Source organism: Streptomyces sp. NPDC028635 (assembly GCF_040637635.1).
Classification (GTDB): Bacteria; Actinomycetota; Actinomycetes; order Streptomycetales; family Streptomycetaceae; genus Streptomyces.
Genome location: NZ_JBEZWX010000062.1, coordinates 1 through 26,718, shown reverse-complemented (window position 1 = coordinate 26,718; position 26,718 = coordinate 1). Strand labels below are relative to the sequence as shown.

The following is a 26,718-nucleotide window of genomic DNA, read 5'->3' as shown; positions in this document are numbered from 1 at the left end:
CCGTCCTCGGTCCGGCCGCCCGTCACTCGATACGGCGCCCTGTGCCGGTGCCGGACGCTGCGGGCGGACACCCCCCACCCCGGCCCCTTCCCGCCGTACGCGGGTGCGCCGACGTCGTGGCGCGCGGGGGGGCGCGCGGGGGGCCGGTGCGCCGACGTCGGGGGGCGGCGCTGGCGGGCTCGGTGTGGCGGTGGGTGGGGCTGGGCAGGGGAAAGAGGGGGCGGCAGCGTTGTCATTCAGGCAGACGGCGCTGTGAATTTTTCGTTTGCGCAAGGGTGTTGTTATATCCCTCACGACATCGTCCGTCCGAATTTCCTGCGCGGTTGCCTAGAATTTGGCCCGGACACGACACACGGAGGGGAGCGGTAACCGTGCGACGGGACTTCCAGGAGCCTGCCCGATGCCGCCCCGACCTGGTCATCGGCCGGGAGGAGCTGTTCAGCGCGGCGCGTGAGCGGCTCGCGTCCGGAGGCAGCGTGCTGCTGCACGGGCCGGCCGGAATAGGAAAGTCGACCGTGCTGCGGGCATTGGCCGCGGAAAACTGCTTCCAGACCGGCACCGTCTTGCGCTGCTCGGCCACCGAGTCCGAATCCCATCTGCCCTTCCTCGCCCTCGCGGACCTGTTCGGGCTGGTCCTCGACCGGATCGCCGACCGGCTGCCCGGCGCGCAGCGCACCGCTCTGGAGTCGGCGCTGACCGGGCGGGGCGAGTCGACCCTGCAGCGGGACGGTCTCGCGCTGCGGCTGGCCGTGCTGTCGGCGCTGCGGGCGCTGGCCGAGGACGGGCCGGTGCTGGTGGTGGCCGACGACTTCCAGTGGCTGGACTCCGCCAGCGCCGAGCTGCTCGGGTTCGCCGCCCGGCGGCTCGGCGACACGTCGGTGCGCATGCTGTGCGCGGTGCGCACCGAGGCCCAGGAGTACGACCGGTATCTGCGGGCGTGTCCGCCCGACACGCTGGCGGTGCGGCTCGGTCCGCTCACCCGTGCGCAGGTGTCCGCGCTGCTCGATCACCGGGGGTACGGCGGGCTGCCGCGGTCCACGGTGCGGGACATCCACCGCACCAGTGGCGGCAATCCGCTGTTCGCCCTGGAGCTGGGCCGGGCGCTGGCCGAGAATCCGACGCCGCCGCGGCCGGGTGAGCCGTTGCCGGTGCCGACCTCGCTGCGCGCCCTGGTGCTCAGCCGGCTGGACCTGCTGTCCGACGAGGCCCGGCGCACCCTGCTGGTGGCCAGCGCCGGTGCCCGGCCGACGGCCGCGCTGCTGCACGCGGCCGGCCGCGACCACGCCGAGGCGGAGTGCGCGCAGGCGGCCGAGCTGGGCCTGCTGACGACCGAGCCGGAGGCTCCGGCGGTGCGGTTCGCGCATCCGCTGATCTCCGCCGCGCTGTACGCGGAGGCGCCCGCCCACGAGCGGCGCGCCGCGCACGCCGCGCTGTCCACGGCCGCCTCGGACCCGATCGAGCGGGCCCGGCATCTGGCGCTGGCCACCATCGGCACCGACCCGGACGTCGCCGCGTCGCTGGCGGAGGCCGCCGCGCTCGCCCGGGACCGCGGGGCGCCGTCGGTGGCCGCCTCGCTGGGGCTGCTCGCCGCCCGGCACACGCCGGCCGACGGCAATCCGGACGAGCGACGGTTGCAGGCCGCGGAGGACGCGATCACGGCCGGAGAGGTGGACCTCGCCCGGGACATCGCCCGCGAGGTGCTCACCCGGGCCACCGTGCCGGCCGAGCGGGTGCGGGCCTGGATGGTGGTGATCGAGGCGGCCGGCCAGGCCCTCGGTGACGTGGACGCCGTCTTCCCGCAGGCGCTGGCCGACGCCGGTGACGACCCCCGGCTGCTGGCCCTGGTCCACTACCAGCTGGCCTGGCGTGCCCTGGTCGTCGAGGGCGACTTCGCCGAGGCCCGGCAGGAGGCCGCGCACGCGGCGGAGCTGGCGGCGCGGGCCGGGAACCGGCGCACCGAGCTGATGGCGCTGTCCTTCCAGGCGTCCACCGAGACCCTGATGGGCCACTCCAACGCCCCGGTGACCGTCAAGCGGGCGTTGCAGGAACCCCAGGACCCGTATGTGGCGTGTCATCACAACGGCGCCGGCGCGGCCCGCTTCCGCTGGCTGCTGATGAGCGATCAGCTCCCGGAGGCCCGTACGACGATCAGCGCGCTGCTGCGCGAGGTGCGCCGGCGCGGCATGGTCGAGAGCGAGGTGCATTTCCTGCGCGCCCTGGCCGAGACCGAGTTGCTGTCCGGGCACTGCGGCCGGGCCCTGGATCTGGCCCGCGAGAGCCTCAGGCTGGCCCGTGACTCCGGGATCGGTGAGGGTGCCTCCGCGATGCTGGCCTCGCTCGCCGAGGCGTCCGCCGGGGACGTGGAGCGCGCGGAGGCGCTGGCCCGGGAGGCCGCGGCGCACGCCGAGGAGGACGGCGACCAGATGTACCTCTCGCGGGCGCTGGCCGCCCTCGGCCACGCGCAGCTGGTCGCGGGGGACGCGCCCGGGGCCGTGGTGTCGCTGCGCCGGGTACGGGAGCTGGAGGCGGGCCTCGGCATCACCGACCCGGCACGTGGCCGCTGGCACGGCGACCTCGCCGAGGCGCTGGTGCGGATCGGCGAGGTCGGCGAGGCGCAGGAGGTCATCGACACCGCCCGTGAGCACGCGCTGCGGCTGCGCCGGGAGAGCGTGCTCGCCGTACTGGACCGGGCCGCGGCGCTGGTGCGGGCGGCCCGGGGCGACACGGAGGCCGCGCTCGCCCAGCTGACGTCCGCTCAGGACCGGCTGGCGAAGCTGGGATACGGCCTGGAGGAAGCGCGGGCCGCGTTCTCGCTGGCCCGGCTGCGCTCCGGGCGGCCGGGACCGACGTCGTACGACGAGGCGGCCCGGCTGTTCAGACGCTGCCGTGCGCTGCCGTGGCTGCGGCAGGTGGAGGCGGCCGCCCAGGACGCCGGCGCCGCGGCGGCCCAGCGGCCGGCGCCCGCGCCGGCCGGGCTGCACAGCGCGCTGGACTCGCTGGCCTCGATGGAGCGTCAGGTGGCGGGCCTGGTCATGGAGGGCGCCACCAACCGGGAGATCGCGGCCCGGCTGTTCATCAGCGTCAAGACGGTGGAGGCGACGCTGACCCGGGTCTACCGGAAGCTGGGAATCCGCTCCCGGGTGGACATCGTGCGGCTGGCGGCGGGGCGTCACGCGAAGTGAGGCCCGCGCGGGTTTACTGCGCTGGTGGGTGAACGACGGGGCGACCGAGGGTTTTCCCTGCCCGACTCCGTTAGGGGGTTCCCTCATTGGGAGGGCGGTGGCGCGGGTCCTAGCGTGAGGGACGTGCCGCTCGCCCGGGCACACGGGGGTCGGTCCCGCGTCCCCCACACACCCGTGCGAAACCCCCCACCGGCCACCCCACCGAGGAGACTGATGTTCGGGCTCACCCGTGCGAGATCGACCGTCGGCAGGACCGCCGCGGCCGTCGCCGTCGCCTCCGCAGCAACGCTCTTCAGCACTCCCGCCGCCGTCGCCGCCCCGCAGCCCGTCGTGGGCGGCACGACCACCACGACGACGGCGTACCCGTTCATGATGCAGATCACCGACGCCTCGCAGAACCAGTTCTGCGGCGGCACCCTCGTCGCCCCGACCAAGGTGGTCACGGCCGCGCACTGCATGGCCGGCGAGACCACCTCGAGCGTGCGGGTCGTGGGCGGCCGCACCTACCTCAACGGCACCAACGGCACGGTCGGCCGGGTCAGCCGGATCTGGGTCGACCCGGACTACACGGACGCCTCCAACGGCGACGACGTGGCCGTGCTGACGCTGTCGGCGCCGATGCCGTACGCGCCGGCGAAGTACGTCGCGCCGTCCGACACCTCGGTCTACGCGGCGGGCACCACGGCCCGCATCCTGGGCTGGGGCACGACCGCGGAGAACGGCAGCTCCTCCAACCAGCTGCGCACCGCCACGGTCCCGGTAGTGTCCGACGCGAGCTGCAAGACTTCCTACGGCTCTGACTTCGTGCAGAGCGACATGGTGTGCGCCGGGTACTCATCCGGTGGCGTGGACACCTGCCAGGGCGACAGCGGCGGTCCCCTGCTCATCGGGGGCGTCCTGGCAGGGATCACTTCCTGGGGGGAGGGTTGCGCGGAGGCCGGTTACCCGGGTGTGTACACCCGGCTGACCACCTTCTCCAGCCTCGTGACCGCACAGGTCACGTCATGACGCGCTCATGACCCCAGAAGACTCCTGAGTATCCCTCAGGTGATTGCCAGGGGGGCGTTGCGGGCTTCCACGAGCAGCCCGCACCGCCCCCCTATCCAATGCCCGCGAGGGCGTACCGGCCCTGGGGCGGGGTCGGCCCATGGTGTCCGCACGATCGTGTGCTCGCCTTCGCGGTCATGTCGTTGCCGGTGATCGTGATTCCTGGGCCGGGCGTGCTGTTCGTCGTCGGGCGGGCGCCGGCCCACGGGCGCCGCACCGCGCTGGCGACGGCGCTGGGCGACGTCCTCGGGTCCTGTCTGCTCGTCGTGGCCGTCGCGGGGGGGGCGTGGACTCGCTGGGCGAGCGGTCGGTGACGGTGTATCCGGCGGTGAAGCCCCCTCCCCGCTCCATCGGCCTGGTCACCGAGACCCTGTGGGGGTTGACCGCGTCGGCCGCCCGCGCCTGGTTCGCGCGCTCGGACCGGCGGCTGGCGCTGATCGGCGGTGCGGGTTCACGGTGATCGGCCGGGGGCTGACCGTGGCGGTGACGGGCCGGGCCGACTGAGTCCTCGGGGCCCTGCCGCGGGCCTCGCCGTCACCGCCGTACCGTGCCGAAGCGGATGTCGTACGAGGCGTCCGGGTGCAGCGTCGCCAGCAGGTGCTCCGCCTCGGCCGTGATCTCCGTACGCCGCCCCTTGCTCAGGGCGGTGAACGGCTCGATGACGAGGGCGTCCCGCTCCAGCGCCCACAGGCCCGCGAGGAAGCCGTCGACGAGCAGGGTGCGGTAGGCCTGGTTGCCCTGCCAGCTGCGGCCCCGGTGCTCGGGCGGGACGACGCGGCTGCGGTCGGCGTGGGAGAGCAGCAGGTTGTCGAACTCGGGCAGGAAGCGGGGCGGGGCCGGCGTGTCCGGGTCGGGGCGGGGCGCGTCGGGCAGGTCGAACAGCTCCACGCCCTGCTCGTCACGGAAGGTGAGCAGCCGGGGCCTGAGCCGTTCGAAGGCGTCGCGCAGCCGGGTGAGGCCCGCCCAGGTCTGCATGTCCTTGACCGAGGCGGGGCCGAAGGCGGCGAGGTAGCGCAGGACGGTCGCGTCCGGGCCGGCGGGCGGCTCGGTGGGCCGGCCCAGCCAGTGCTCGGCGGTGGTGAGCGCCACCTGCCCGCTCACGCCCCACAGCCCGCGCGGGGTGACCTGGACGAGCGGCAGGGTGCAGCGGGCGGCGACACCGAGGGCCTGCGGGTCGGCGTCCGGCCAGTGTGGGCGCAGCTCCTCGCGCAGTTCCTTCAGGGTGCGCGGCCGCTCTTCGACGAGGTCCCGGGCGAGCGCGGCGAGCCGGCCGAGGTCGACGCCCGTCAATCCCTTGCGGAAGGCGGTGAGCTCGCGTTCGCGGGCGGGCTGGACCAGGGGGCGCAGGGTGAGGCAGTCGTCGGCGGTGTGCGTGTGGATCGTCGAGCGCAGGGTGACGATCCGGGCGACGGAGCGGTCCTCCATGAGCCGGGAGAGCTGCTCGGGCCTGAAGCCGTCGAGGCGGGCGGCGAGCGCGTAGTAGGGCGGCTTGACGTTCTGCGCCTGCAGTCCGAGCAGGTGGGACACGGCCTGCCGGGCGTTCAGCGGCGAGCGGTGCAGCAGCAGTTGCCGCTGAAGGGTCGCGCGGTTCAGAGCACGGGCGCCGAGTACGGGAGCCGTCGTCGTCTTGGCCATGGACCGCACGCTAGCGGGCGTTGCGGACAGCTGCTGGCCGCGATGCTCCCGGCGTTTCTCACCGCTCCGGCCGGCCCGGGTCGTGCCTCCCCGGTGCTGGCGCGCATGCCCGGAAGCCTCACGCCGCGTGCGCACGCGGTGGACCGGCCGGCGGGCGCCCCGCGGGGCGGCGCCGCCGGTTAGCCCGTACGGCGGGCGGGGCACCCGCGAAGGGCACCCCCCTCCGGCGTTTCCCCTGGAGGCACCGTGTCGATCGGCCGACTCCCCGACCACGAACAACGGATACTGGACGACCTGGAACGCGACCTGCGGCGCGATCGCGCGCTCACGCGACGGCTGCGCACGCTCCAGCGGCGGCGGGCGTCCTGGCCGTCCCGGCTGGCCGCCTGGCGGCCGCGTCCGCTGACCGTCGCCGCGCTGCTCGCGGTGGCCGTCGGGCTGATGGTGACCGGGATCAGCACCTCGCACCCCGCGGTGATCTGGGCGTTCGCCCTCGTCTGGCCGCTGACGCTGTTCGCGGTGTTCCGGCTGCTGTGCCGGTGGACGGAGCCATGAGGACACCCGGTCCGCCGTGACCCGGCTCGGTCGCCCGGCGGACCGGACCGGCGAGGGGGGCCGCCGTCCCGACGGCGGCCCCCCTCCCGCTCCCCGCAGTGCGCTCAGCCCACGTGGCGCCGGGCCCTCGACCGGCGCCGGGTCTCCTCCAGCAGCCGCATCCGCGCCCCGATCTCCGCGGGCAGCACCCGCCGCTCTCGCAGGACCCACGGCAGCGCGGCCTCGGCGAAGGCGCGCAGCGACACCGTGTCGCGGGGGACCGTGCGCGCGAGGTGCACGGTGCGGCGCAGCGCGGGCCGGGCGGGCCGGCGCAGCCAGGTGAACCACAGGGTGGTGCGGATGCCGCGCCCCCGCCGCAGGGTGGCGTCCCGGGCCCGGGACGGCAGGTGATGGATCGTCGGATGGTCGGCGTACGTCCGCCACCAGCCGCTCGCGGCGAGATCGGCGGCGAGCAGCTCCTCCTCGCCGCCCAGCCACAGCCGCGGGTGGAAGCCGCCCGCGGCGCGGAAGGCGTCGGTGCGCAGCACGGTCGCCGCCGCCAGGAAGGAAGCGAGCGCCGGGCCGGGCCGGGCAGCTATCGGGGGCCGCCGGGCCGCAGCAGCCGTACCCGCGGATGCCGCTCGGCGACGGCGTCGGCGGTGCCGTCGGTGGAGGCGTTGCCGACCACGGTCACCGGTGGCTTCTCGGGCAGGTCGGCCAGATGGCCGAGGGTGCGCAGGAGTTCGGCGCGCCGGTTGTGGGTGATGACGACGACGGTGGTGCGCGAGCCGGTCATGGGCAAGCTCCGTCGAGGGTGCGGGCGGCACGCTCCAGGTGCGGCGGCAGGGGGCGGCGGGCGCGCAGTGCGGCGGGCAGGCGGGCGAGGGTCTCGCGCAGGGCCTGCCGGGCGACCGGGTCGTGACGGGCCTGGGCGGCGAGGTCACGGGTCAGGGCCAGGGCGCGCGGCACGGGGCGGCGCAGCCAGGCGGTGAGGACGTCGTTGCGGCGCTGGGCGGCCGGGCGGCCGGGGCGGGGCGACGCCGGGTCGGGGTGGTGGCGGGCGACCACGTCGGGACAGTGGGTGACACCCCAGCCGCGCGCGGCGAGGTCGTAGGCGAGCACGGTCTCCTCGCCCCCGAAGAACAGCACCGGATGGAAGCCGCCCGCGTCCAGGTAGGCGGTGCGGCGCACCACGCTCGCGCAGGCGAGGAAGCCGAGCACCTGGACGCCGGGCAGGTCGGCGGCGGGGCCCAGCGGGGAGCGGGCGAGGAGGTCGTTGAGCGGGTCCTCCTCCGCGGCGGGGCCGACAAGGGTGCGCGCCGAGAGCAGGCCGAGGCGGGGATGGGCGTCCAGCAGCTTCGCGGCGACGTCCAGGGCGCCCGGCTCCCACCACGAGTCGTCGTCGCTGAAGGCGATGTACGGCGTGGACAGCGCGCGCACGCCTTCGGTGCGGGCGAGCGCGCCCCGGTTCTCGGCCAGCCTGAGGACGCCGACCTGCGGGAAGTCTCGGGCGATCAGGGCGCGGGTGTGGTCGCGGGAGGCGTTGTCCACCACGAGGATCCCGGGCCGCTCCGGCAGGGCGGTCAGCCGGCGCAGGGTGCGGGCGAGGCGGTCGGCGCGGTCGCGGGTGGCGATGACGATGCCGAGACCGGTCATGACGGCAGCCGGTCGTGGGCGCGCAGGACGTCGTCGGGGGTGATCCGCAGCAGCGCCGGGTCGGTCCGGCGGCCGTGCGGGTCGCCCTCCTCGGGGCCGGGGCGCCACAGCACCTGGTGGCGCGGGTCGTCCGGAGGCCCCCAGCGGCTGGGCGCGACGGGCCCGAACAGGGTCACCGTGCGCGTGGCGTGGGCGACGGCGAGGTGTGCGATGCCGGTGTCACCGCTGATCACGGCGCGGGCGCCGGCGACCAGGGCGGACAGGCGGGCGAAGGGCAGGCCGCCGCCGAAGGTGTCGGTGTCGGGCAGCCGGGCCGCCTTGGCGAGCCGGGCGACGAGGTCCTCCTCGCCCTCTCCCCCGGTGACCACGACCCGCAGGCCGCGTTCACGCAGGGCGGCCGCGACGGCGGCGTACCGCTCGACCGGCCAGCAGCGTGAGGGGGCCCCGGCGCCCGGGTGCAGGACGACGGCGTCCGGCGCCGGGGACGGTCCGGGCGGTGCGGGCAGCCGCAGGTCGGCGGGGTCGGCGGGAACGCCGTGGAACTCCAGGAACCGGCACCAGCGGTCCCGTTCGTGCTCCTCGGCCCACCACGGCGGGCCGTCGGGGCCGGCGAAGGCCCACAACCGGCGCGGGTGGAGAGCCTTGAGCACATCGCGGCTGGGCGGGCCGTTGCCGTGCAGGTCGACGGCGAGGTCGGGCGGCGGTCCGGTCCAGTCGATGTCCCGCGGGACGGCGCGGCCGGGTGCGGCGGCGGGCAGCAGCCGGTCGACGGCTCCGGTGGCGTCGGCGAGAGGCCTCAGCGCGGCGGGGGCGGCGAGGATCAGTTCGTGGCCGGGGAAGCCGCTGCGCAGGGCGCGCAGCGCGGGCACCCCGGCCAGCAGGTCGCCGAGGCCGAGGGCGCGCAGGACGAGCAGCCGGGGGCGGGTCACCGGGCGCCCTCCGCGGCACGGGCGATCAGCGCGGTGGAGGAACGCCCGTCGAGGTAGGGCAGCAGAACGGCCTGCCCGCCCCACTCCCGCAGCAGCGCCGCCTCGGGCAGGTCTGCGCCGGTGTAGTCGCCGCCCTTGACCCATACGTCGGGGCGCAGTTCGGCGAGCAGCCGCTCGGGGGTGTCCTCGTCGAAGACGGCGACCGCGTCGACGCAGCCCAGCGCGCGCAGTACACGGACCCGGTCGGCGAGCGGGTTGACGGGGCGGCCGTCGCCCTTGCGGCGGCGCACGGAGTCGTCGGAGTTGACGCACACGACGAGGCAGTCGCCGATGCGCCGGGCGGCCTGGAGCAGGCCGACGTGCCCGGCGTGCAGCAGGTCGAAGCAGCCACCGGCGGCGACGACGGTCCCGCCGCAGGCGCGGACGCGGGCCGCGACGGCGAAGGGGTCGCCGGACGCGCCGTCTCCGGGTGGCGGGGCGGGCGCGGCGGGGGCCGGAGGAGCGATCGCGGTGGCGCCTCCCGCCCCGACGAACGCGGTCGCCGCGGCGACGGCGCCCTGGAGGGCCTCGCCCACCAGGGCGCCGTCGGCGAGCAGTCCGGCCGCCGTGGCGGCGAAGCGGTCGCCGGCGCCGCACGGGTCGCCGTCGTGGGCGGCGGGTGCGGGCACGAGCAGCGGGTGGTCGCCGTACGACAGCAGCGCGCCGCGCACGCCGAGGGTCACGGAGACGGCGCCGACCCGCCAGTGCCGTACGAGCGCGGCGGCCCGCCCGGCGGCCTGCCGCAGCTCCCCGCCCCGCGGGTCCGCGCCGGTGCCGGTCTGCTCGGCGAAGGCCTCCGCCTCGGAGCGGGCCGGGGTGGCGAGCCGGGTGCCCGGCACCGGCGGGCCGCCGCGCGGATGCGGGTCCCAGACCAGCGGGGGGCGTTCGGTCAGCACGTCCCGCAGCGCGTCGGCGGCGCCGCGGCCGTAGTCGGACACCAGCACGGCGGGTGCCGCCCGCAGTGCGGCGCGGGCCTCGTCGGTGGCCGCGCGGACCCGTCCGTCGCCGCGGTCCAGGCGGACCACGGGGCGGCCGCCGGCCAGCACACGGGTCTTCTCCGGCAACGCACCGGTCAGTGGCAGCGCGATCAACTCCACGCGTCCGGCGACGAGTTCGCGCAGCCGCTCGCTCGCCGGGTCGTCGCCGAGGCCGGTGACGAGGGTGACGGGCCGGCCGTCGGCGGCCGCGAGGCAGGCGGCGAGCGCGGCGCCGCCGGGCCGGATCCGTTCCTCGCAGCCGGCGACGACCGGCACCGGCGCGTCGGGCGCCAGGCGGTCGGCGCTGCCGGTCAGGTCGCGGTCGAGCAGCGCGTCGCCGACCACGACGAGCGGGGACTTGGAAGAGCCGTGCGTCGTCATCCTCGCCATGCCGTCACCTCCCGTGGATGCGCTCCACTGCCGCGTCGAACGCCTGGCAGATCATGTGCACGGCGACCAGGTGGAGTTCCTGGACGGTCGCCGTGGAGGCGGCGGGTGCGCACAGCGCCTCGTCGCTGCCCGCCATCAGCGGGTTGGGGGCCGCGCCGGTCAGTGCCCACACGCTGAGGCCCGCCTCGCGGCCCGCGTCGGCGGCCGACAGCAGGTTGGCGCTGGCGCCGGACGTGGACAGCAGGATCAGCACGTCGCCGGGCCGGCCGTGCGCGCGGACCTGGCGGGCGAACACCTCGTCCACGCCGTAGTCGTTGGCGATGGCGGTCGTGGCGGAGGTGTCGGCGTGCAGGGCGATCGCGGAGAACGGCGGCCGGTCGTCGCGGTAGCGGCCGACCAGTTCGGCGGTCAGGTGCTGGGCCTGCGCGGCGCTGCCGCCGTTGCCCGCGGCGAGGAGGCGTCCGCCGCCGCCGAGCACCTTGGCGAGCTGCTCGCCCCACCGCTCGGTGAGGCAGGAGCGCTCCTTGAAGTGGGCGAGCGCGTCGAGGAGTTCGTCGCAGTGCGCGGCCACCGGCGACGGGGCGTGAGTGCTCATGCCGCCCCCTTTCCTGTGTACGGGGGCGCTCGTGCCGCCGCCCTTCGGGTGTGCGCGGGCGTTCGTGCCGCCGCCCCCGGCGTGTGCGGGGGCGCTCATCACGCCACCTCCGTGCGCAGGCCGCGCGCGACGGCGACCTGGCGGTAGACCTGTTCGACGCCGTCCGCGACCCGGTGCCAGGTGTAGCGGGTCAGGACGCGTGTCCGCCCGGTCTCCCCCATGCGGCGGCGCAGGGCGTCGTCGCCGAGGAGGTCCCGTACGGCCGCTGCGACCGCCCAGGCGTCGCCGGGCGGCACCCGGCGTCCGGTGACGCCGTCGGCGACGGTGTCCTTGTGGCCGCCGACGTCGGTGGCGACGACCGGTACGCCGCAGGCCATGGCCTCCAGCGGCACGATGCCGAACGGCTCGTACACCGGCGTGCACAGCACCAGGTCGGCGCTGCCCATGACGGCGGGCATGTGCGCGGGCTCGACGGCGCCGAGCAGCCGCACCCGGTCGGCGACACCGGCCCGTTCGGCGCACTTCCGCAGCCGCTCGGCCTCCGGGTCGGTCTCCAGCAGTCCGGGCGGCGGGCCGCCGGCGATGAGCAGTTCGGTGTCGGGGATGCGGGTCAGGGCACGGATCGCCTTGTCGTATCCCTTGCGGCGCACGAGCCGGCCACAGGACAGGATCCGGTGGCGCTGTTCGCGCGGCGGCACATGGCGGCGGTCGCGGGCGCCGGGGTGGAAGTGGCCGGCGTCCACGCCGCACGGCACCACGGACACCCGCTGCGGCAGGACGCCCATGTCGGCGAGTTCGTACACCTCGTCGGTGCAGGTGGCCAGGACGCGGCTGCAGGTGCGGCCCAACTGGCGCTCGATGCCGATGCGTTCGAAGGGGCTGGTGTCGCGGCGGCCCTGGTGGCGCCGCTTGACGGTGCCCAGGGCGTGGAAGGTCTGCACGACGGGGACGCCGTGGGGGTGGGCGCCGATGCGGGCGGCCATGCCGGACATCCAGAAGTGGGCGTGCACGGCGTCGGGCCGCTCGCGCTGCCAGGCGCGCGCCAGGTGGGCGCCGAAGCCCGGCATGTACGGGAACAGCTCGTCCTTGGGGACGGGCCGGGGCGGCCCGGCCGGCACGTGCTCGACGACGGTGCCGCCGGGCATGGTCACCCGGTCGGGCAGGTCACCGGAGTCGCGCCGGGTGTAGACGGTGACGTCGTGTCCGCGTGCCGCCAGCTCCTCGCTGAGAGCGGCCACGTACACGTTCTGGCCACCGGCGTCGACCCCGCCGAGCACCGCGAGGGGGCTCGCGTGCTCGGACACCATGGCGATCCTCATCGGGTCACCTCCTTCAGCAGCCGCTCCCAGTCGTCAAGGAAGCGGGTCAGCCCGTACCGGGCGAGCACCGCGGCGCGTGCGCCCTCGCCGACCGCGCGCGCGTGCAGCGGGTCGGCGACGAAGTCCCGTACGGCGTCTTTGAGTACGTCGATGCGGTTGGAGACCACCCCGGCGCCCTCGGGCACCGCCTCGCTCACCTCGGTCGTGGCGAGCGCCACGACCGGCATCCCGAGGTGCATCGCCTCCAGCAGCGACAGGCCGAGGGAGGTCCAGCGGACCGGGTGGAGGTAGAGCCGGCGGCGCGCCATCTGCGTGTGCAGGTCGCGCTGCGGCAGGTCGAAGGTCTCGACGCCGGGCAGGGCGAGCCGGTCGGTCTTCATGCCGAACACGTCCAGCGGGGCCGCCTCGGCGAAGAACGGCAGCAGGTCGGTGCCGGTGGTACGGCCGCGTCGTACGGGCTCGTTGACGACGACGGCGGCGTGCGGCACCTCCCCGGTCCACAGCGGGCCCGGGTCGACGATGCCGTGCTCGATGACGGCGGTGGGGGCCCGGCCGTTGTCCCACATCAGCCGGTTGAAGTGGGTGACGTGCACGACCGGGATCGCCGACTGGCCGGCCATCGGGTGCCGGGTGTCGGGCACGTCGCCGTGCGGGGCGTTGTGCTCCAGGTAGACCATCGGCGGGCGGCGGCCGAGCCACTCGTCGACGAGGGCGAGTTCGTGCGGGCGTTGCAGGACGACGAGGTCGATCTCCTCCTCGCGCAGCCGCTCGGGCGGGACCTCGAGGACGCGGTCGGGCCAGTCGAAGGTGCGGGCGCGGCCGAGGCCGTCGGGACCGCGGTCGGGGGTGACCGGGACGAGGCAGGTGTGCGGTCCCTGGACGAAGGAGGTGGTCCAGGAGCCGTGCACGTGCCAGATGAGGATCCTCATGCCTGCATCACCTTCTCCACTGCGGCGACCACGTCGTGGGCGGTCACGGACTGAAGGCACGGGTGGCCGGGGACGGGGCAGGTGCGGGCCCGGCTGGCTGCGCAGGGCGCGCTCTGGTCGCCGAGCAGCACGTACGGCACGCCGTAGGGGCGCCAGCGTTCGGCCGGGACGACGGGGGCGAACAGGGAGACGACGGGGGTGGAGACGGCGGCGGCGAGGTGCGCGGGGCCGGTGTTGCCGGTGACGACGGCGGCGGCCCGGGCGAGGACGCCGGCGAGCGTCGGGGCGTCGGTACGGCCGCCGAGGTCGAGGCCGCCGTCCCCGGCGACGTGTGCGGTCAGTTCCCGCTCGCCGCGGCCGCCGGTGACGACGACGCGGTGTCCGGCGGCGGTGAGTTCGCGCACGGTCTCGGCGCAGCGGCCGGGGCTCCAGGCGCGGGCGGGGACGCTGGCGCCGGGGTGCAGGACGACGTAGGGGCCCTCGCCGGTCAGTTCGCGGGTGTCGGGCGGGGGCTGGACGGCGAGGCGTCCGTCGTCGACGCGTGGGAAGCCCGCCGCCTCGGCGAGGTCGAGGGCGGCCTCCGCCTCGTGGGCGTGCGGGGCGCGCTGGTGGCGTACGTCGAGCAGGGAGCCGGGGTGGTCCACGCTGTCGGCGGCGAGACGCCGCACCCCGGCCAGGCGCAGCAGGAACGCGGTGGGCAGCGGCGACTGGTGGAAGGAGGTCAGGATCAGCCCGGTGTCGGCGTCCAGGGCCTCGATGAGCGCGTCGATGTCGGCGCGGCGCACGGGCGGCGGGTCGAACCCGGCCCAGGGAGCGTCCCAGACGACGACCTCGTCGACGCCGGGCAGCATGCGGGCGGCGGGCTCGCCGAGCGGCCCGCACAGCAGGGTGACGTGGTCGGCGCGGGCGGCGACGGCGCGGATCGCGGGCCCGGCGAGCAGGACGTCGCCGAAGCTGTCGAGGCGGGTGACGAGGGCTCTCATCGCGCCTCCCGGTACGCGTGGGCGACGGGCCGCTCGTCGACCAGGACCCGGCCGCGGGGCGGGCCGTCGAGGAGGGCGCGCACGGCTGTGCGGAGGTTGGGCGCGACGTGTGGGGCGCTCGCCGTCTCCTCGGGGCGGGTGACCGGGGTGGGGACGAGGATGCCGTGGGCGCCGGCCCGGCGGGCGGCCTCGACGTCGGCGCCGATGTCGCCGACGACGGCGAGGCGTCCGGGGGGCGTGCACAGCCTCCCCGCGGCCCACAGGATCATGCCGGGCCGCGGCTTGCGGCAGTGGCAGCCGTCGTCGGGGCCGTGCGGGCAGAAGGCGAACACGTCGAAGGGGCCGAGGAGTTCGTCCACGCGCTCGTTGACGCGGCGCACGTCGGCCTCGCTGATCAGGCCGCGGGCGACACCGGACTGGTTGGTGACGACGCCGGTGCGGATGCCGTGGGCGCGCAGCAGCTCGACGGCCTCGCGGGCGCCGGGCATCGGGCGCACCCGGTCGGGGTCGCCGTTGTAGGGCACGTCCTCGACGAGGGTGCCGTCGCGGTCGAAGAGCACCGCGCGGATCGCCGTCACAGCGCCACCTCCCGCCAGGGCGCGGCCCCGCGGTGCCGTACCAGCCCGTTCAGCCAGTGCCAGGTGGCCGCGGGCGGGATGAGCACGCTGGTGGCGAGCATGGTGTCGATCTCGTGCCGGGTGCGCGGTCCGGGCGAGATGCGCGCCCAGGCGAACTCGGCGGTGCCGGCCGCCCAGCCCAGCGCGGCGAGGACGGCGGCCTGCCGGTGCCCGGTGAGCGCGCAGCCGACGGCGGTCAGCCCGGCGGCGGTGGTGGCGATGTGGCCGCGGATACGGCCGCGCGGGGCGAGCGCCCGGTGCCACCAGTCGGGCCCGTGCAGCGCGCGCATCAGGGCATCGTCGGCGTTGCCGCGCTGGGCGCGCAGGGACACCCAGCGGTCGGCGGGCCGCACCGGGTGCCGGGTGGTGCGCCGGCCCTGCCGGATGCGCCAGCCGGCGTCGAGCACCCGCAGGGCGAGGTCGGCGTCCTCGCGGAAGGCGCGCCGGAAGCGTTCGTCGAAGCCGCCGACCTGCTTGAGGGTCTCCGTGCGGTAGGCCATGTCGGCGGTGATCCAGCGGGCCTGCGCGAGGCCGGCGGTGGCGCGTTCCCAGTCGGTGGGCCGCCGGTGCCCGGGCAGCGGTACGGCGATGACGCCCTGGACGGCGCCGGTGTCGGGGGTGGCCTCCTCCAGGTCCTGCACCAGCTGGTCGCACCAGTGCGGGCCGACCTGGACGTCGTCGTCGAGGAAGGCCACCCAGGGGGCGGTGACGGCCTGGGTGCCGGTGTTGCGGGCGGCGGCCGGTCCGCGTCCGCCGCTGGTCACGACCAGGGTGCGTTCGCGCAGGTCGCCGAGGACGCTGAGCGGGTGGTCCAGCGCCCCGGGGTCCGGGTCGGGGCCGGGCCGGTCGTCGACGACGACGATCTCGTCGGGGCGCGGCCCGGTCGCGGCGGCGAGCGCGGCCAGGCAGTCGGCGAGCGTGTCGCGCACCAGGCTGGGGATCACCACGGCGTAGGCGGTCATGCGCCGTGTCCCTTCGCGAAGGCCCGGCCGCGCCGCACCGCGTACGGTCCGATCGCCAGCAGGTCGACGGGCGCAGAGCCGAAGCACTCCAGCGCGTCGCGCGGGTCGTCGACCATGGGCCGGCCGGCGGTGTTGAGGCTGGTGTTGACGACGACGGGAAGTCCGGTTCGGCGCTCGAACGCAGCAAGCATGCGGGCGACGAGCGGTTCCGAGCGCTCCTCGACGGTCTGGATGCGGGCCGTGCCGTCGACGTGGACGACGGCGGGGATGCGGTGGCGCCAGGCGGGGTGCACGTCGTGCACGAAGAGCATGTAGGGGCTGGGCAGCGGCCCGTCGAACAGGTCGGCGGCGCGTTCGGCGCGGACCATGGGGGCGACCGGGCGGAACTCCTCGCGGCCCTTGACGTGGTTGAGCCGCTCCAGGTTCTCGGCGCGGCCGGGGTGGGCCATCAGCGAGCGGTGGCCGAGGGCGCGCGGGCCGTACTCGCTGCGGCCCTGGAACCAGGCGACGACGCCGTCCCGGGCGAGTTCCCCGGCGACCGTCTCGGCGATGTCGTCGGGCCGCTCGTAGGGCACGCCGGCCGTCTCCAGCCAGGTGCGCAGCTCCTCGTCGCTCCAGCCGCGGCCCAGGTCGGCGCCGGGCATGGGGGCGGTGTCCTCGGCCTGCGCGGCGAGGAAGAGGGCGCCGCCCAGCGCGGTGCCGGCGTCTCCAGCGGCGGGCTGCACCCACACGTGGTCGAAGGGCCCGCGCTGGGCGATCTTGGAGTTGGCGACGCAGTTGAGGGCGACGCCGCCGGCCATGGTGAGGGCCTCGCCGCCGGCCTCGCGGTGCAGCCAGTGCACCAGCTCCAGCAAGGTCTCCTCCAGGACGGCCTGGGCGCTGGCGGCGAGGTCGGCGTGGTCCTGGGTCCACGGCTCGTCCTTGGCGCGGGCGGGGGCGAAGGCGGTCCAGTCGACGCCGTGGGCGCGGAAACCGCCGTCGCCGGTGGCGTGGACGTGCTCGCGGAGCCGGTCGAGGAAGCGGGGTGTGCCGTAGGAGGCTAGGGCCATGACCTTGAACTCGTCGCTGGAGCGCAGGAAGCCCAGGTGCGCGGTCAGCTCCTCGTAGACGAGGCCGAGGGAGTGGGGCAGGGCCTGGGTGTGCAAGGTGTCGAGCTTGCCGTCGTCGAAGCGTCCGGCCAGGTGGGAGGCGGATTCGCCGCGGCCGTCCAGGACGAGGACGGCGCTGTCGGGGTGCGGTGAGGCGGGCCCGGCGGAGGCGGCGTGCGCCACGTGGTGCGGGACGAAGACGACCCGCTCGGGGTCCAGGCCGGGCAGGGCCTCGGCGAGGAACTCGGGGGCGCGCCGGGCGTACTCCAGGCGCAGCGGGTCCCAGGGGTCGTCCAGGCCCATGTCGACGGCGGGCCGGGCGAGCTTCGGGTCGAAGGAGTACGTGACGGCGTCCAGCTCCTCCGGCCGCAGCCCGGCATGCTCCAGGCACCAGCGCGCCGACAGCTCGGGCAGTTCCCAGGCGGAGAACGGCAGGGGCCGCTTGCCGTGCTTGCGGCGGCTGAAACGCTCTTCCTCGGCGGCGGCGACGGTGCGCCCGTCCACGACCAGAGCGGCGGCCGGGTCGTGGAACAGGGCGTTGATTCCAAGGATGCGCATGGGGCTTGCTCCGTCCCGGGAGGCGGTCGGGGGCTCTGGGGCTGTGCGGGTGCCGCGGGGCAGCTGACTCAAACACTTGGAGACAACTGCGACCGAAATTCGCTGATTTTTCACCATGAGTCAGGACAAATCGACCCCGCGTGGAGCGGCTCAGGCGGCCACGGAGCGCGAGAACCAGCCAATGGTGCGCTTCAGGCCCTCGGTCCAGTCGACCTGGGGCTGCCAGCCCAGCAGCTCACGGGCGAGCCGGGTGTCGGGGCGACGGCGGCAGGGGTCGTCGACCGGACGCTCGACGAAGCGGACGCGGGAGGCGGAGCCGGCAAGGTCGATGATGCGGCGGGCCAGCTCCAGCATGGTGATCTCGTCGGCGCCGCCGATGTTGACGGGGCCGGGCTCGCCGGAGGCGGCGAGGGCGAGGACGCCGGCGACCGTGTCGTCGACGTAGCACAGCGAACGGGTCTGACCGCCGTCGCCGGCCACGGTGAGCGGCATGCCGTCCAGGGCCTGCGCGATGAAGGTCGGGACGGCGCGGCCGTCGCCGGTGCGCATACGGGGGCCGTAGGTGTTGAAGATCCGCACGATGGCGGTGTCGGTGCCGTGGATGCCGCGGTGGGCGGTGACCAGGGCCTCGGCGAAGCGCTTGGACTCGTCGTAGACGCTGCGCGGCCCGTTGGGGTTGACGTTGCCCCAGTAGGTCTCGCGCTGGGGGTGCTGCAGCGGGTCGCCGTAGACCTCGGAGGTGGAGGCGAGCAGGAAGCGGGCGCCGTCGGCGTGGGCGCGCTCCAGGGCGAGGCGGGTGCCGGTGGAGCCGACGTCGAGGGTCTCCAGGGGCAGCCGCAGATAGTCGGCCGGGGAGGCCGGGCAGGCGAAGTGCAGCACCAGGTCGAAGCGGCCGGGCAGGGCCTGCCAGGCGGCGGGGTCGGTGGCGTCGCCGCGGACGAAGCGGAAGCCCGGGCGGGTGTTCAGCTCGGCCACGTTGGCCCGGGAGCCGGTGGCGAGATTGTCCAGGCAGACGATCTCGCAGCCGCCGTCCAGCAGCCGGCCGCACAGATGGGACCCGACGAAGCCGGCTCCACCGGTGACCAGCACCCGGCGCCAGGGGTGTGTGCTCACGGGGCTCTCCTCCCTCTCGCCTTTCACTTGCGTGTCCGCGCGAGTAACCGGTGAGCACCGTCACATACATGGAATCGGGTACCGATCAGGGACTATACACCCTGCGTATACACGCTATGTATAGTCGCTCCATGCCTTCACTGACCAGGAAGATGCCAAGAACGGGGAACGCGTTCCGGGCCGCGGCGATCCTTTCGGCCGCCGTCTCCGTGACGCTGGCGCTGAGCGGCTGCACGCGCCTGGACACCACGGCGCCGAGCGACGCCCGCGCCCACCCGGCGGCCACCGTCCAGGCGGCGCGGTACGGCACCGTCGACTGCCGCCAGGCCAAGTGCATCGCGCTCACCTTCGACGCCGGGCCCAGCGAGAACTCCGCGCGGCTGCTGGACATCCTGAAGCAGAAGCAGGTGCCGGCGACGTTCTTCCTGCTCGGCGAGCGGCACATCGAGAAGTACCCCGAGCTGGTCAAGCGGATGGCGGCCGAGGGCCACGAGGTGGCCAGCCACACCTGGGACCACAAGATCCTGACCGAGATCACGCCGGACGAGATACGTGACGAACTCAAGCGCCCCAACGACGCGATAGAGAAGCTCACCGGACACCGGCCCACGCTGATGCGTCCGCCGCAGGGCCGCACCAACGACACGGTGAACAGGATCTCCGAGGAGATGGGCCTCGCGGAGATCCTGTGGAGCGTCACCGCGAAGGACTACACGACGAACGACTCGGCGCTCATCCAGAAGCGCGTGCTCGACCAGGCGTCCCGCGACGGCATCATCCTGCTGCACGACATCTACCCCGGCACCGTCCCCGCGGTCCCCGGCATCATCGACGCCCTCAAGGAACGCGGCTATGTCTTCGTGACGGTGCCCCAGCTCCTCGCCCCCGGAAAGGCGGAGCCGGGAAGGGTGTACCGGCCCTGAGGCCACGCGTGCCGCCGTGAGGTCACGCGTACCGGCCCTGAGGCCACGCGGCCTGCCGCACCCCGGACGCGAAAGAGTGAGCGGCCCGGTGAGCGGCCGCCGGACCGGTCGGGTTCTCTAGGATCCTGACGTGGTCCACTTCCGCCTCGAACGTACGGTGCCGCTTCCGCAGCCGGAGGCCTGGCGCCGGCTCACCGACTGGCCCCGGCACGGCGCCTCGGTGCCGCTGACCCGGGTCGGCGCGGTCCCCGCCGGGCCGACCGGGCCGGGCACGGTGATCGTCGCCCGCACAGGGCTCGGGCCGCTCGGCTTCGCCGACCCGATGGAGGTCACCGCCTGGCAGCCGCCGACGGACGACGCCCCCGGCCTGTGCCGGATGGAGAAACGCGGCCGCGTCGTCCTCGGCTGGGCGGAACTCGAGACCCACCCGGGCCCCGGCGGGCGTACCCGGGTGGTGTGGCGCGAGGAACTGCGCGTGCGCTTCCTGCCCGCCCTCGCCGATCCCGTCCTGCGCACGGCGTGCCGCTCGGTCTTCGGCCGCTCGCTGAACCAGCTGCTCAGAACGCCGGCCTGACCGCCGCACCCACCCGGAGCGGGCTCACCCCGGCCCCTACTGCGGGTGGGCGGCCGGCGTCTCCAGCTTGTCCTGGCGGTCGCGGTCGCCGTCGGTGCGGGTGCTGAGGATCGTGTCGCAGACCTCGCGGAGCTTGTCCGTGGCCTGTTTGGAGAACAGCCCGCACAGGCCCGCGATCCCGGCGAAACCGTACGGGTTGGTGGCCGCGGGACCGGAGCTGCCCGTGAACAGGCCGCCGCGCAGCAGGAAGTAGACCAGCAGCGCGAGCGCGACCCCGATGCCGGCCCGCAGCAGGTACCACCACAGCCAGCTCGCGTACAGCCGCCGGTTGCCGACGTACGTCGCGAACGAGGTGGCCGCGTGCACGAAACTGCCGAGCGCGCTGGAGCAGACGACCGCGAGCAGCATCGCCGTGTCGGCCGTGAGCGCCCAGTCGCCGAGCCCGAACGGCGACCACCGGGCCGTCGTCCCCGGAGCCACCCCCGCCCGGACCACCTCGAGCAGCGCGGGCCACAGGCTCAGCAACGCCCCGCACACCACGACCAGGTCGGCCAGCAGGAAGACGCCCAGCACCGTGGTCGCCCAGGCCGGCATCCGCCGTATTCGGCCGGACCCCGGCGCCGCACCGCCCGGTTCGTCCCCGGCCGCCCCGGCCCGGTCCGCCGCACCTGGCCCGGCCACGCCCTGTTTCTCCGGCACCCGTTCCCCCGTCCCTCCGGTGACAGAGTGATCACCTTGCGGCTCGGGAGCCCCGGCGCGCAAATCGGTCGGCGGGTGTTCAGGCCACCGGCGCCGGCCGCCGCGGCACGACCGGGCGCCGGCCTCGGCGGAGCCGTCGGGACATACGGCAGGGCCCCGCCGGTCGGTGGGCGGGGCCGGTGCGATCCGCGCGGCCGCCGCCGCCTCCCCACGGGCGGCAGCGGCCGGCGCGGCCGCGAACCCCGCTGCGGACCGGATCACCGGCCCGCACCGGGGTGGCGAGGATGTCGTCCGACGCCACGGGTCAGGCCGGCGGTGAAGGCACCCTCGTCGCTGCACCGGAACGCCCGAGGACGGTCGGCCGTCCTCGGGCGCCCGCCGGCTACAGCCCGTCGTGCCGGGGCGGCTAGTGCACGCCCAGCAGGGAGCGGAGCGGATGGAGCGCGAAGTAGACGATGAAGAGAGCGGTCAGACCCCACATGAACGGGCCGATCTCGCGCCACTTCCCCTGAGCGACCTTGATGGCGGAGTACGAGATCACACCGGCGGCGACACCGGGGGTGATCGAGTACGTGAACGGCATGATGACGACGGTCAGGAAGACCGGGATCGCCACGGAGCGGTCGCCCCAGTCCACGTGCCGGGCGTTCATCATCATCATCGCGCCGATGGTGACGAGGGCGGCCGAGGCCACCTCTCTGGGCACGATCGCGGTGAGCGGCGTGAAGAAGAGACAGAGGGCGAAGAACCCGCCGGTGACGACCGAGGCGAGTCCGGTGCGGGCACCCTCACCGACGCCGGTGGCGGACTCGATGAACACGGACTGCCCGGAGCCGCCCGTGACACCGCCGATGACACCGCCCGCGCCGTCGATGAACAGGGCCTTGGACAGACCGGGCATCCGGCCCTTCTCGTCGGCGAGGTTGGCCTCGGTGCCGATGCCGATGATGGTGGCCATCGCGTCGAAGAAGCCGGCGAGCACCAGCGTGAAGACGATGAAGGTGACCGTCATGTAGCCGACGTCGCCCAGGCCGCCGAAGGACACCTTGCCGATGAGCGAGAAGTCCGGCATCGACACCACGCTGCCGTGGAGCGCGGGGGCTTCACCGTTGGCCCAGGCCTTGTCGTCGACGAGGCCCGCGGCGTTGACGATCAGGGCGAGGACCGTGCCGGTGACGATGCCGATGAGGATGGCGCCCGGAACGTTCCGGGACTGGAGCATGAAGATCATCAGCAGCGTGACCGCGAAGAGCAGCACGGGCCAGCCGACGAGCTCGCCTCCGTTTCCGAGGGTGACGGGAGTGGCCTGGCCGGCGTGGACGAAGCCGGCCTTCACCAGACCGATGAACGCGATGAAGAGGCCGATGCCCATGGTGATGCCGTGCTTCAGGGGCAGCGGGATCGCGTTCATGATCAGCTCGCGCAGTCCCGTGACCACCAGGAGCATGATCACGACGCCGTAGGCCACGCACATGCCCAGGCCCTGGGCCCAGGTCAGGTCCTTGTTGCCCATCACGAGGCCGGCCAGCACGCCGGAGACCGAGAGTCCGGCGGCCATGGCGAGCGGGACCTTGCCGAACCAGCCCATGAGCAGGGTGCAGAACGCCGCGCCGAGCGCGGTGGCGGTGATCAGCGCCTTCTGGCTGAGGGAGTCCCCGGACTTGTCCGCGCCGGAGAGGATCACGGGGTTGAGCAGCAGGATGTACGCCATCGCCATGAAGGTGGTGACGCCGCCGCGCACTTCACGCGCGACAGTGGATCCCCGCTGGGATATGTGGAAGTACCGGTCGAGCCAGGACCGTCCGGCCGGGACGCGGCTTCCCGAGCCCGCGTCTTCGGCGGTGGTCCTGGGCTCCACTGACTGCTGGGTCATGGTGCCATCTCCCAAGGTTCACAGGGGCACCCGCGTGGGAACCGACGGCACCGGATTGGGCCGCGGCTGCGGGATTTGGGAATGGACGCCCGGGGGACGGCCCGAGACGAACGAACTGCAGGTACTTCAAGGCCCGCGAGCGGAGCGGAACTCAAAGGGGTTTCCTCCGGGCGGCGCGTGGAGGGTGTGACGTTCCCTGCGCCGCCCGGAGAGTCTGTGGGTTACGCCGGGCGGGCCGGACGCTCGGGCCGCACCGCGGTGCGGTCCGGATCGGGAACCGGCACCGCCGCGGCTCGCCGTGCGGAAGGCCGCCGCAGCCGGCCGGGCCGGTGCGGTCGCGGGCCGTCCGCCGTCGGGAGCGCCCAGGTGCCCGGAGCCGCCCGCTCCGCCTCGTGCACGCCGGGGGCGAGCGGGGCGAGGTGGGCGCGGCGGGTGGGAGAAGCCGTGCCGAGGCTGCCGCCCGCGCCGCCGCCACGGCGGATCCGGGGGGAGGCGACCGTCAGCGCGGCGGGCGCGCGGGCGGGCAGCTCGGCACGGAGACCGTCGACGATCTGCGGGTACGGGACACGGGCTCCGACCATCACGTCGGTACCCCCGATCGGCACCACGCCGGGGCGCTCGGCCGTGACGGCGAGCAGTCCCTCCCGGCTGGTGGGGCGAAGGCAGTCCATGACCGGCTCTCTTCTACGTCTCGTGGTCGTGCAGATCAAGTCATTCGGCGTGCGGTGAGGCTGGCTGGTTCACGTTCTGTTCACCGAAGTGGACTCAGTACACCGCCGACTGCTCCATGCCGGTCAGTCACGGAAACCATGAAGGAGTTGGGTGGTCAGAAGAGTCATCTTGTAGATTCGTATGAAGTGAGGGGCCCGGTAGCCCCCACGTCTTCCTCTGGCAACAGAAAACACAGCCCAGAAGCCCACGGGGCGTGACCGCCCGGCATCGCGCCCGGCTCCCCGGCACAAGATTCATCCGAAGTTTTCGAGACAAAGAACGGCGGCGACGAGAATGCGGCTGCGCGCACTGCTGGACACCGATGCGCTGGGCCTGAGGCTCCTCGGCGGCGAGGACGAACTGGACCGCACCGTGCGCGGTGTGATGACCACGGACCTGCGCGACCCCAGCCGCTACCTCTCCGGCGGCGAACTGGTCCTCACCGGCCTGGCCTGGCGCCGGGACGCCGACGACTCCGAACCGTTCGTCCGGATCCTGGTGCAGGCCGGCGTGGCCGCACTGGCGGCCGGCGAGGCGGAGCTGGGCGATGTGCCCGAGGACCTCGTCCTGGCCTGCACCCGCCACCGCCTGCCCCTGTTCGCGGTGCACGAGTCGGTGGCGTTCGCGACGATCACCGAGCACGTCGTACGGCAGGTCTCCGGCGAGCGCGCCGGAGACCTCGCGGCCGTGGTGGACCGGCACCGCCGCATGATGACCTCGGGTCCCGCCGGCGGCGGCCCCGACGTGGTCCTGGACCTGCTGGGCTCGGACCTCGACCTGCGCGCCTGGGTGCTCTCCCCCACCGGCCGGCTGATCGCCGGCTCGAAGGAGGCCGCACCGGCGCTGCCCGCCGAGGTGTGCGGCCGGCTCGCGGCCCAGCACCTGGCGGCGACCCGCACCGGCCGCCGCGGCCCGCACCGGGTCACGCTCGGCGCGACGACGTACTCGCTGTTCCCGGTCCGCAGCAGCGGCCGCTCCCCGCAGGCCGCCGCCCGGGACGTGCGCGAGACGGTCCTGTCCGACTGGCTGCTCGCGGTCGAGGCGGACGCCTCCGACTGGGCCGAGGAGCGCCTGGACCTGCTGCAGGGCGTCACCCAGCTGATCGCGGTCGAGCGGGACCGCCGCGACGCGGCCCGCACGGTCCGCCGCCGCCTGGCCCAGGAGGTCCTGGAACTGGTCCAGACGGGCGCGGCCCCGGCGGAGATCGCCGCGCGCCTGCGCGTGGCCGCTCCCGTGCTGCTGCCCGGCCTGGGCGCGGCCCCGCACTGGCAGGTGGTCGTGGCCCGTGTGGAGTGGGAGGGCGGCGACGTCGACGGCGGCCCGGTCGCCCAGTCCCTGCTGGAGGAGATCCTGGTCGACCCGCAGGCCACCGGGCCCGAGCCGTCCGACCGCATCGCGGTCGCCCACACCGGCGACGAGGCGATCGCCCTGGTCCCGCTCCCGGCCGTCACCACCGAGCACGACGGCACCGAGACCGGCATCCTTGCGGACACCCTGCTCCAGACCGTACGGGAGCCGCTGACCGCGGGGCTGGACGGCGACGGCCGGGTCACGCTCGGCGTGAGCGCCGCCGTGCACTCGGCGGAGGGGCTGCGCGGCGCGCTGGAGGAGGCCCGGCACGCCCGCCGGGTGGCCGCCGCCCGCCCGGGCCAGGTCTGCGCGGCGGGCCACCAGGAACTGGCGAGCCACGTCCTGCTGCTCCCCTTCGTCCCGGACGACGTCCGCCGCGCCTTCACCGCCCGTCTCCTGGACCCCCTGCGCGACTACGACCGCCGGCACCGCGCCGAGCTGATCCCCACCCTGGAGGCGTTCCTCGACTGCGACGGCTCCTGGACCCGCTGCGCCACCCGTCTCCACCTGCACGTCAACACGCTGCGCTACCGGGTCGGGCGAATCGAGCAGTTGACGAGCCGGGACCTTTCGCGCCTCGAGGACAAGCTGGACTTCTTCCTGGCGCTGCGCATGAGCTGACCGAAGAGCGACCCGACTTTGTGAATTCCTTCACCCACCCCCTTGGCCCGGCACCGCGATAGGTGCTGGAATGCCGCCACCACTCATAGCTCAATGGCGTGCTCGGGGAGGGCAATGTGGCGCATACCGCCATGTCTGGTACCGGAACGACCGCAGCTGACGATCCCCTCCAGACCGCGGTATGGCGGCTGCGCTCCCGCGCATGCTGGGCCGACGCGGCGGAACTGCTGAAGCCGGACACCGCGGCCACGGCTCTCCAGCGGGCCGCGCTGCTGGCGGAACGCTGCCTGTACACCGAGCGGGGCTGGGAGGAGGCGGAGGACGCGCTGCGCACCGCGGAGGCCCTGGCCCACACGGACGAGGAGCGCGGGGCGGCCGCTTGTGAACGCGGGTACGTGGCCTACGCCGCGACGCTGCACGGGGTGCGCGACCGGGCCGACGAGGCCCGCGCCGCGCTCGGCCGGGCGGCGGCCCTGATCCCGCGCGACTCGCACGCCCGCGCGCTGCTGGACTTCCGCCGCGGCCTGGTCGCCCAGAACCTCGGCGACGCGCCCCAGGCGGCGCACGCCGCCTTCCGCCGGGCCCACGCGGGCGCCACCGCGCACGCCGATGCGCTCCTGCTCTCCTTCACCTGGCGCCACCTGGCGGGCCTCGCCCTGCGCGAGGGCGAACTGACCGAGGCGCGCCACGGCTTCACCGAGTCCCTGCGGCTGCGCGAAGAGCTGGGCTATCTCGTCGGCACGGCCCCGGCACTGGCGTCCCTCGCGGACACCGAACCGGAACCGGAGGCGTCCCGCCTGCGCGAGGAGGCCCGCCGCCTCTTCCGCCTCCTGGGCGGAGTCCCCACATGGCTGGCCACACAACTGGCGCCACCGGCACCGGACGCGGCATAGGCTCCGCCGAACGCCGCCCCCGCGCACGGCTGCCCGTCCGGTGCGGGTACGTCGTGGCGGGTCGCGCAGTTCCCCGCGCCCCTAGGTGTCCACGGTGGCCGACCGCCGGGAACGGACCCCCGGCCCGCACCCGACCGGCGGAGGCCCCAGGTCCTGTGCGGGCACGTCGTGGCCGGTCGCGCAGTTCCCCGCGCCCCTCAGGTGTCCACGGTGGCCGACCGCCCGAACGGACCCCCGGGCCCGCACCCGACCGGCGGGGGCCCCAAGGCCTGTGCGGGCACGTCGTGGCGGGTCGCGCAGTTCCCCGCGCCCCTAGGTGTCCACGGTGGCCGACCGCCGGAACGGACCCCCGGCCCGCGCCGCGCGCCCCGCACCGGAGCCGGAAGGGGCGACGGGCCGCAGGCGCGTACGGCGGGAAGGGGCCGGGGTGGGGGGTGTCCGCCCGCAGCGGCCGGCACCGGGCAACGGCGCCCCTCGTCGGAAACGGGCGGCCGGACCGAGGACGGACACCCCCCCCAGAT

21 protein-coding genes and 3 pseudogenes are annotated in these 26,718 nt (G+C 74.9%); 8 read left to right on the top strand and 16 right to left on the bottom strand.

What is annotated here, in order from left to right; all coding sequences use genetic code 11:
- The first annotated feature begins 371 nt into the window (after nt 1-371).
- From AB0E88_RS34330 to AB0E88_RS34320, 3 genes and pseudogenes are all read left to right on the top strand, one after another.
- Nucleotides 372-3,182 carry a LuxR family transcriptional regulator gene (locus AB0E88_RS34330; RefSeq protein ID WP_361638755.1) on the top strand — a complete coding sequence of 937 codons (2,811 nt, stop codon included), beginning with the start codon at nt 372-374 and terminating at the stop codon, nt 3,180-3,182.
- 213 nt (nt 3,183-3,395) lie between these two features.
- Nucleotides 3,396-4,190, top strand: coding sequence for a serine protease (locus AB0E88_RS34325; protein WP_361638754.1), 795 nt, complete (start codon nt 3,396-3,398; stop codon nt 4,188-4,190).
- A gap of 98 nt (nt 4,191-4,288) precedes the next feature.
- Nucleotides 4,289-4,733: pseudogene (locus AB0E88_RS34320) on the top strand (LysE family transporter).
- Between the two features lie 30 nt (nt 4,734-4,763).
- Here AB0E88_RS34320 and AB0E88_RS34315 read toward each other — a convergent pair.
- Nucleotides 4,764-5,864: a winged helix DNA-binding domain-containing protein gene (locus AB0E88_RS34315; protein WP_361638752.1), complete on the bottom strand. Its 1,101-nt coding sequence runs from the start codon at nt 5,862-5,864 to the stop codon at nt 4,764-4,766.
- Between the two features lie 246 nt (nt 5,865-6,110).
- Between AB0E88_RS34315 and AB0E88_RS34310 the strand changes: the two genes are divergently transcribed.
- A complete protein-coding gene (locus AB0E88_RS34310) occupies nt 6,111-6,419 on the top strand; it encodes a DUF3040 domain-containing protein (RefSeq protein WP_361638751.1) in 309 nt (102 codons plus the stop codon).
- 104 nt (nt 6,420-6,523) lie between these two features.
- Here AB0E88_RS34310 and AB0E88_RS34305 read toward each other — a convergent pair.
- The 12 genes and pseudogenes from AB0E88_RS34305 to AB0E88_RS34250 form a co-directional block, all read right to left on the bottom strand.
- A pseudogene (locus AB0E88_RS34305) lies at nt 6,524-7,194 on the bottom strand (glycosyltransferase family 2 protein).
- The gene (locus tag AB0E88_RS34300) at nt 7,191-8,054 is read right to left on the bottom strand and encodes a glycosyltransferase (protein WP_361638749.1); all 864 of its coding nucleotides are present in this window, start codon (nt 8,052-8,054) and stop codon (nt 7,191-7,193) included. Before AB0E88_RS34300 ends, AB0E88_RS34305 begins: the two are co-directional and overlap by 4 nt.
- Nucleotides 8,051-8,983: a glycosyltransferase family 9 protein gene (locus AB0E88_RS34295; protein ID WP_361638747.1), complete on the bottom strand. Its 933-nt coding sequence runs from the start codon at nt 8,981-8,983 to the stop codon at nt 8,051-8,053. The genes AB0E88_RS34300 and AB0E88_RS34295 overlap by 4 nt, the downstream gene beginning before the upstream one ends.
- Nucleotides 8,980-10,380 (bottom strand): D-glycero-beta-D-manno-heptose 1-phosphate adenylyltransferase, encoded by a 1,401-nt coding sequence (rfaE2, locus tag AB0E88_RS34290; protein ID WP_361638757.1) that lies wholly within the window; start codon nt 10,378-10,380, stop codon nt 8,980-8,982. The genes AB0E88_RS34295 and rfaE2 overlap by 4 nt, the downstream gene beginning before the upstream one ends.
- A gap of 13 nt (nt 10,381-10,393) precedes the next feature.
- A complete protein-coding gene (locus AB0E88_RS34285) occupies nt 10,394-10,984 on the bottom strand; it encodes an SIS domain-containing protein (protein ID WP_361638745.1) in 591 nt (196 codons plus the stop codon).
- Between the two features lie 98 nt (nt 10,985-11,082).
- Nucleotides 11,083-12,303, bottom strand: coding sequence for a glycosyltransferase (locus tag AB0E88_RS34280; RefSeq protein WP_361638743.1), 1,221 nt, complete (start codon nt 12,301-12,303; stop codon nt 11,083-11,085).
- Nucleotides 12,300-13,232 (bottom strand): glycosyltransferase, encoded by a 933-nt coding sequence (locus AB0E88_RS34275; RefSeq protein WP_361638741.1) that lies wholly within the window; start codon nt 13,230-13,232, stop codon nt 12,300-12,302. Before AB0E88_RS34275 ends, AB0E88_RS34280 begins: the two co-directional genes overlap by 4 nt.
- Nucleotides 13,229-14,215, bottom strand: a complete 987-nt coding sequence (locus AB0E88_RS34270; RefSeq protein WP_361638739.1) for a glycosyltransferase family 9 protein — start codon at nt 14,213-14,215, stop codon at nt 13,229-13,231. The genes AB0E88_RS34275 and AB0E88_RS34270 overlap by 4 nt, the downstream gene beginning before the upstream one ends.
- A complete protein-coding gene (locus tag AB0E88_RS34265) occupies nt 14,212-14,793 on the bottom strand; it encodes an HAD family hydrolase (RefSeq protein ID WP_361638737.1) in 582 nt (193 codons plus the stop codon). The genes AB0E88_RS34270 and AB0E88_RS34265 overlap by 4 nt, the downstream gene beginning before the upstream one ends.
- Nucleotides 14,790-15,794, bottom strand: coding sequence for a glycosyltransferase (locus tag AB0E88_RS34260; RefSeq protein WP_361638735.1), 1,005 nt, complete (start codon nt 15,792-15,794; stop codon nt 14,790-14,792). The genes AB0E88_RS34265 and AB0E88_RS34260 overlap by 4 nt, the downstream gene beginning before the upstream one ends.
- Nucleotides 15,791-17,440 (bottom strand): carbamoyltransferase C-terminal domain-containing protein, encoded by a 1,650-nt coding sequence (locus tag AB0E88_RS34255; RefSeq protein WP_361638733.1) that lies wholly within the window; start codon nt 17,438-17,440, stop codon nt 15,791-15,793. The genes AB0E88_RS34260 and AB0E88_RS34255 overlap by 4 nt, the downstream gene beginning before the upstream one ends.
- Nucleotides 17,441-17,590: 150 nt before the next feature.
- Entirely contained in the window at nt 17,591-18,553 is a 963-nt protein-coding gene (locus AB0E88_RS34250) for an NAD-dependent epimerase/dehydratase family protein (RefSeq protein ID WP_361638731.1), read from the bottom strand.
- Nucleotides 18,554-18,684: 131 nt separating this feature from the next.
- Here AB0E88_RS34250 and AB0E88_RS34245 point away from each other — a divergent pair, with 131 nt between their 5' ends.
- The gene (locus AB0E88_RS34245) at nt 18,685-19,476 is read left to right on the top strand and encodes a polysaccharide deacetylase family protein (RefSeq protein WP_361638729.1); all 792 of its coding nucleotides are present in this window, start codon (nt 18,685-18,687) and stop codon (nt 19,474-19,476) included.
- Nucleotides 19,477-19,606: 130 nt separating this feature from the next.
- On the top strand, nt 19,607-20,050 hold the full coding sequence (locus tag AB0E88_RS34240; RefSeq protein WP_361638727.1) for an SRPBCC family protein: 444 nt from the start codon (nt 19,607-19,609) through the stop codon (nt 20,048-20,050).
- Nucleotides 20,051-20,086: 36 nt separating this feature from the next.
- On the opposite strand, the gene AB0E88_RS34235 is transcribed toward AB0E88_RS34240, so the two are convergent.
- The 3 genes and pseudogenes from AB0E88_RS34235 to AB0E88_RS34225 form a co-directional block, all read right to left on the bottom strand.
- Complete coding sequence (locus AB0E88_RS34235) at nt 20,087-20,644, bottom strand: hypothetical protein (RefSeq protein WP_361638725.1); 558 nt, start codon at nt 20,642-20,644, stop codon at nt 20,087-20,089.
- Nucleotides 20,645-21,155: 511 nt separating this feature from the next.
- Entirely contained in the window at nt 21,156-22,622 is a 1,467-nt protein-coding gene (locus tag AB0E88_RS34230) for an NCS2 family permease (RefSeq protein ID WP_361638723.1), read from the bottom strand.
- Nucleotides 22,623-23,020: 398 nt separating this feature from the next.
- A pseudogene (locus AB0E88_RS34225) lies at nt 23,021-23,293 on the bottom strand (xanthine dehydrogenase family protein subunit M); the annotation flags it as partial.
- Between the two features lie 334 nt (nt 23,294-23,627).
- Here AB0E88_RS34225 and AB0E88_RS34220 point away from each other — a divergent pair.
- Together AB0E88_RS34220 and AB0E88_RS34215 are read left to right on the top strand one after the other, a co-directional pair.
- A complete protein-coding gene (locus AB0E88_RS34220) occupies nt 23,628-25,304 on the top strand; it encodes a PucR family transcriptional regulator ligand-binding domain-containing protein (RefSeq protein WP_361638722.1) in 1,677 nt (558 codons plus the stop codon).
- 131 nt (nt 25,305-25,435) lie between these two features.
- Complete coding sequence (locus tag AB0E88_RS34215) at nt 25,436-26,197, top strand: hypothetical protein (RefSeq protein ID WP_361638721.1); 762 nt, start codon at nt 25,436-25,438, stop codon at nt 26,195-26,197.
- Nucleotides 26,198-26,718 lie beyond the last annotated feature (521 nt).

Excerpts from the sequence above, each read along its gene's own strand:
- AB0E88_RS34325 (WP_361638754.1), top strand. The coding sequence starts at position 3,396 with ATGTTCGGGCTCACCCGTGCGAGATCGACCGTCGGCAGGACCGCCGCG.
- AB0E88_RS34315 (WP_361638752.1), bottom strand. The coding sequence starts at position 5,864 with ATGGCCAAGACGACGACGGCTCCCGTACTCGGCGCCCGTGCTCTGAAC.
- AB0E88_RS34300 (WP_361638749.1), bottom strand. The coding sequence starts at position 8,054 with ATGACCGGTCTCGGCATCGTCATCGCCACCCGCGACCGCGCCGACCGC.
- rfaE2 (WP_361638757.1), bottom strand. The coding sequence starts at position 10,380 with ATGACGACGCACGGCTCTTCCAAGTCCCCGCTCGTCGTGGTCGGCGAC.
- AB0E88_RS34285 (WP_361638745.1), bottom strand. The coding sequence starts at position 10,984 with ATGAGCACTCACGCCCCGTCGCCGGTGGCCGCGCACTGCGACGAACTC.
- AB0E88_RS34280 (WP_361638743.1), bottom strand. The coding sequence starts at position 12,303 with ATGAGGATCGCCATGGTGTCCGAGCACGCGAGCCCCCTCGCGGTGCTC.
- AB0E88_RS34275 (WP_361638741.1), bottom strand. The coding sequence starts at position 13,232 with ATGAGGATCCTCATCTGGCACGTGCACGGCTCCTGGACCACCTCCTTC.
- AB0E88_RS34270 (WP_361638739.1), bottom strand. The coding sequence starts at position 14,215 with ATGAGAGCCCTCGTCACCCGCCTCGACAGCTTCGGCGACGTCCTGCTC.
- AB0E88_RS34260 (WP_361638735.1), bottom strand. The coding sequence starts at position 15,794 with ATGACCGCCTACGCCGTGGTGATCCCCAGCCTGGTGCGCGACACGCTC.
- AB0E88_RS34255 (WP_361638733.1), bottom strand. The coding sequence starts at position 17,440 with ATGCGCATCCTTGGAATCAACGCCCTGTTCCACGACCCGGCCGCCGCT.
- AB0E88_RS34245 (WP_361638729.1), top strand. The coding sequence starts at position 18,685 with ATGCCTTCACTGACCAGGAAGATGCCAAGAACGGGGAACGCGTTCCGG.
- AB0E88_RS34235 (WP_361638725.1), bottom strand. The coding sequence starts at position 20,644 with ATGCCGGCCTGGGCGACCACGGTGCTGGGCGTCTTCCTGCTGGCCGAC.
- AB0E88_RS34230 (WP_361638723.1), bottom strand. The coding sequence starts at position 22,622 with ATGACCCAGCAGTCAGTGGAGCCCAGGACCACCGCCGAAGACGCGGGC.
- AB0E88_RS34220 (WP_361638722.1), top strand. The coding sequence starts at position 23,628 with ATGCGGCTGCGCGCACTGCTGGACACCGATGCGCTGGGCCTGAGGCTC.
- AB0E88_RS34215 (WP_361638721.1), top strand. The coding sequence starts at position 25,436 with ATGTCTGGTACCGGAACGACCGCAGCTGACGATCCCCTCCAGACCGCG.